The following is a 4337-nucleotide window of genomic DNA, read 5'->3' as shown; positions in this document are numbered from 1 at the left end:
GGCGCAGGCGGCCTGCCTTTCGGCCTTCGCGCCCCCGGCGGCGGAGGCGCAGGCCTCGCTCCGCCCGCGGCCCTGACCCGCGGGCCGCGGCGCTTGACGCCCCGGCCGCCGCCTCCCCATAAGCCTGTCATGTCCTGGGACGCGCCCGCGCGAATTATCCTCCCGGTCCTCGCCTGAGGGCCGGGTCCTTCCGCGCGCAACTCCCCTTCCGGCCGCCATGGCGCGGCCGGCGCACCGAGACAGGCACAGATGACCGACAGCGTCCCCGAGGCCCGCGACTATCGCGGCACCGTCTTCCTGCCGAAGACCGGCTTCCCGATGAAGGGCGACCTGCCGAAGCGCGAACCCACCATGCTCGAACGCTGGGCGCGCATCGGCATGTGGGAAAGGCTGCGCCGGCAGTCGAAGGGCCGCGACGCCTTCGTGCTGCATGACGGCCCGCCCTATGCCAATGGCAACCTCCATATCGGCCACGCGCTCAACAAGATCCTGAAGGACGTGATCAACCGCGCGGCGCAGATGGCCGGGCGCGACGCCAACTACGTCCCGGGATGGGACTGCCACGGCCTGCCGATCGAATGGAAGGTCGAGGAGGAGTACCGCGCCAAGGGCAAGGACAAGGATGCCGTGCCGGTGCTGGATTTCCGCGCCGAGTGCCGCGCCTATGCCGAGCACTGGCTGCGCGTCCAGTCGGAGGAATTCCAGCGCCTGGGCGTCTTCGGCGACTGGGCCGACCGCTACGCGACGATGGATTTCGAGAGCGAAGCCAAGATCGCGGGCGAGATCGGGAAATTCCTGCTCAACGGCTCGCTCTATCGCGGGCTGCGGCCGGTGATGTGGAGCCCGGTCGAGAAGACCGCGCTGGCGGAAGCCGAGATCGAGTACCACGACCATGTCAGCCCCACGCTGCACGCGAAGTTCCGCGTGCTGAAGGCGGGTGCGGAGGACCTGGTCGGCGCGGATGTGGTGATCTGGACCACCACGCCCTGGACCATGCCGGGCAACCGCGCCGTCGCCTATGGGCCGGAGATCGACTACGCGCTGCTGCATGTGGAAGGCGTGACCGAGGCCTCGCTGCTCAAGGTCGGCGACCGGCTGCTGGTCGCCCTGCCGCTGCTGCCGGGCTTCGAGAAGGAAGCGGGCATCGGCGCGCATTCGATCAAGCGCGTGCTGAAGGGTGCGGAATTGGAGGGGGCGTTCGCCGCCCATCCGCTGCGCGGCCGCGGCTACGATTTCGACGTGCCGCTGCTGCCGGGCGACTTCGTCACGACCGAGGCGGGCACCGGCTTCGTCCACATTGCGCCGGGCCATGGCGAGGACGACTTCAATCTCGGCCGGCAATTCGGCCTGCCGATCCCCGAGACGGTGAACGACGACGGCACCTTTACCCACCACGCGCCGGGCTTCACGGGCCTGCACGTCTTCAAGGCGCACACCGCCGTCTACGACGCGATGCGGGAGGCCGGCACGCTGGCCGCGACGGGCAGGCTGAACCACTCCTACCCGCATTCCTGGCGGTCCAAGAAGCCCGTCATCTTCCGCGCGACGCCGCAATGGTTCATCGCGATGGACGATGCCAACGCCATCCGCGAGAAGTCGCTGGATGCGATCGCGAAGACGCATTTCGTCCCCGAGGCCGGGCGCAATCGCCTCGGGTCCATGATCGCCGCGCGGCCCGACTGGTGCATCAGCCGCCAGCGCGCCTGGGGCGTGCCGATCCCCGTCTTCGTCTCGAAGCAATCGGGCGAGCCGCTGCGCGACCCGGCGATTCTCGACCGCGTGGTGGAGGCCTTCCGCAGCGAGGGCGCGGATGCCTGGTACAAGCCGGGCGCCGCGGCGCGCTTCCTCGGCCCCGACCGCGACCCGGCGATGTACGAGCAGGTGATGGACATCGTGGATGTGTGGTTCGAGAGCGGCAGCACGCACGCCTTCGTCCTGCCGCCGCGCGGCCTGCCCTTCCCGGCGGACCTGTATCTCGAAGGGTCCGACCAGCATCGCGGCTGGTTCCATTCCTCGCTGCTCGAAAGCGTGGGCACGAACGGCGTCGCACCCTTCAAGGCGGTGCTGACGCATGGCTTCGTGCTCGACGAGCAGGGGCGAAAGATGTCCAAGAGCCTGGGCAACGTCACCGCGCCCCAGGACGTGATGAAGCAGTACGGCGCGGACATCCTGCGCCTGTGGGTGATGAATTCCGACACCGCGCTCGACCTGCGCATCGGGCCGGAGATCCTGAAGCAGCAGGCGGAGCTCTATCGCCGCATCCGCAACACGCTGCGCTGGCTGCTCGGCAGCCTGGAAGGCTTCGCGGAGGAGGAGACCGTCCCCTATGCCGAGCTGCCGGAACTCGAACGCTGGGTGCTGCACCGGCTGACGGAACTGGATGCACGCATCCGGCGCGCGGTCGAGACGCATGACTGGGCCGGCGTCTATCCCGAGATCCACAATTTCTGCGCCAGCGACCTTTCGGCCTTCTACTTCGACATCCGCAAGGACGCGCTCTACTGCGACCGGCCGGACAGCCTGCGCCGCCGCGCGGCGCGCACGGTGCTGGACGTGCTGCATCGCTGCCTGTGCAAGTGGCTCGCGCCGGTGCTGGTCTTCACGGCGGAGGAAGCCTGGCTCGCCCGCTTCCCGGAGAACGAGGGGAGCGTGCATCTCCTCGACTTCATGTTCGTGCCCGAAGGCTGGAAGAACGACGCGCTGGCCGCGAAGTGGGCGCGGGTGCGCGAACTGCGTGGGCTGGTGACCGTCGAGTTGGAAAAGGCGCGCGCCGCCGGGACGATCGGCTCGAGCCTGCAGGCCGCGCCGAGCCTCGCCCTGCCGGAGGCCGATGCCGGACTGCTGACCGCCGAGGGCTGGGCGGAGATCGCCATCACCTCCGGCTTCGCGCTGGAGACGGCGGACGCGCCCGCGGCCGCCTTCGCCGCGGCGCCCGGCGCCAAATGCGCCCGCTGCTGGCGTGTCCTGCCCGAGGTCGGCGCCTCCGCGAAGCACCCGACCCTCTGCCTGCGCTGCGAGGACGCCGTGGAGTCCCTGCCGTGACGGCGGGGTCCGGGGGAGCCCGGCTCCCCCGGCGGGGGTTGGGGGGCAGCGCCCTCGACGCGCCCCGCCCATGAGCCTCCGCCTCGGCCTGCCCATCGCCGCCGGCCTACTGGTCGCCGACCAGGCCAGCAAATGGTGGATCCTGGAGGTCGCCCGCCTGCCCGAGGTCGGCCACATCCCCCTGCTGGAGGCCGGCCCCTTCGGCCTCGACCTGACCATGGTCTGGAACCGGGGCGTGACCTTCGGCCTGCTGTCGGGCGACGGGCCTTGGCACCACCTCGTCCTCGCGCTGCTCGCCGCCGCCATCGCCCTGTTTCTTCTGCGCTGGATGGCGCGGGCGGAAAACCGCCTGACCGCGGTCGCCCTCGGCGCCGTGGTCGGGGGTGCGATCGGCAACGTCATCGACCGGATCCGTTTCGGTGCCGTGGTGGATTTCGTCGATACCCATGCCTGGGGCTGGCACTGGTACGTGTTCAACGTTGCCGATGCCGCCATCGTCTGCGGCGTGGCCGCCCTGATCGCGGATGCCTTGTTCCAGCCGAAAGCGGAGCCTAAGGAAGGGCCATGAGGAACCGTCGCACCCCCTCCCTCCTGCCCGCGCTCGCCCTGGCCGCGCTGCTGCCGGCCTGTGGCGACAACACGTCGCGCACGCTCGGCCTGGTGCGCGACGCGCCCGACGAGTTCCAGGTCACGACCCGCGCACCGCTGTCCATGCCGCCGGACATGACGACGCTGCCGACGCCGCGGCCGGGTTCGCCCCGCCCGCAGGAACGCGGTGCCCGCCAGCAGGCGGAAGCGCTGCTGGTGCCCGGCCTGTCGCTCGAGGATCCGCGCCGCGCCCCGGGCGCCCGCCCCTCGGTGGGCGAAGCCGCGCTGGTGCAGCGCGCCGGGCAGGACGCGCCGGACGACATCCGCCGCCGGGTGGATGAGGAGAGCCTGCGGCTCGACGCGCCGAGCCGCGCGGTGACCGACCGCCTGATCTTCTGGCGCGACCCGCCGCCGCCCGGCACGCCGGTGGACCCCACGCGGGAAGCCCAGCGCCTGCGGGAGAACGCGGCGCTCGGCCGGGATTCGGGGGAAGGCGTGACGCCGGTCGTCCAGCCCAGCCGCCGCAGCTTGTGGCAACGGCTGGGGTTCTGATCCCCGGGGGCGTTCGGTCGGGACCCGCTTCACGCCGGGCCCCGCAGGCCCCATGTGTGGCGGCATGACCCGCGTGACCCGCCGCCACACCATCTGCGCCGCCGCCGCGGCGCTCGCCGCCACCCCGATCGGCCGCGCCGCCGCGCAGGCCGCGC

At 71.4% G+C, this 4337-nt stretch carries 3 protein-coding genes; all 3 read left to right on the top strand.

Annotated features, from left to right (window positions below; all coding sequences use genetic code 11):
- Window positions 1-249: 249 nt before the first annotated feature.
- The 3 genes from ileS (at window position 250) to HW577_RS21465 (ending at window position 4182) form a co-directional block, all read left to right on the top strand.
- The gene (gene ileS, locus HW577_RS21475; RefSeq protein WP_198378161.1) at window positions 250-3042 is read left to right on the top strand and encodes an isoleucine--tRNA ligase; all 2793 of its coding nucleotides are present in this window, start codon (window positions 250-252) and stop codon (window positions 3040-3042) included.
- A 70-nt stretch (window positions 3043-3112) separates the two neighbouring features.
- Window positions 3113-3610: a signal peptidase II gene (gene lspA / locus HW577_RS21470; protein WP_198378160.1), complete on the top strand. Its 498-nt coding sequence runs from the start codon at window positions 3113-3115 to the stop codon at window positions 3608-3610.
- Entirely contained in the window at window positions 3607-4182 is a 576-nt protein-coding gene (locus HW577_RS21465; RefSeq protein ID WP_198378159.1) for a DUF3035 domain-containing protein, read from the top strand. Before lspA ends, HW577_RS21465 begins: the two co-directional genes overlap by 4 nt.
- Window positions 4183-4337: the final 155 nt, after the last annotated feature.

The sequence above is a fragment of the Neoroseomonas rubea genome (genome assembly GCF_016106015.1).
Taxonomy (GTDB): domain Bacteria; phylum Pseudomonadota; class Alphaproteobacteria; order Acetobacterales; family Acetobacteraceae; genus Neoroseomonas; species Neoroseomonas rubea.
The sequence above is the reverse complement of the archived record's forward strand: the minus strand, read 5'-3'. Positions and strand labels throughout refer to the sequence as shown.

Bases quoted from the DNA above. Each gene is read 5' to 3' on its own strand.
- HW577_RS21465 (WP_198378159.1), top strand. From the start codon at position 3,607: ATGAGGAACCGTCGCACCCCCTCCCTCCTGCCCGCGCTCGCCCTGGCC.
- lspA (WP_198378160.1), top strand. From the start codon at position 3,113: ATGAGCCTCCGCCTCGGCCTGCCCATCGCCGCCGGCCTACTGGTCGCC.
- ileS (WP_198378161.1), top strand. From the start codon at position 250: ATGACCGACAGCGTCCCCGAGGCCCGCGACTATCGCGGCACCGTCTTC.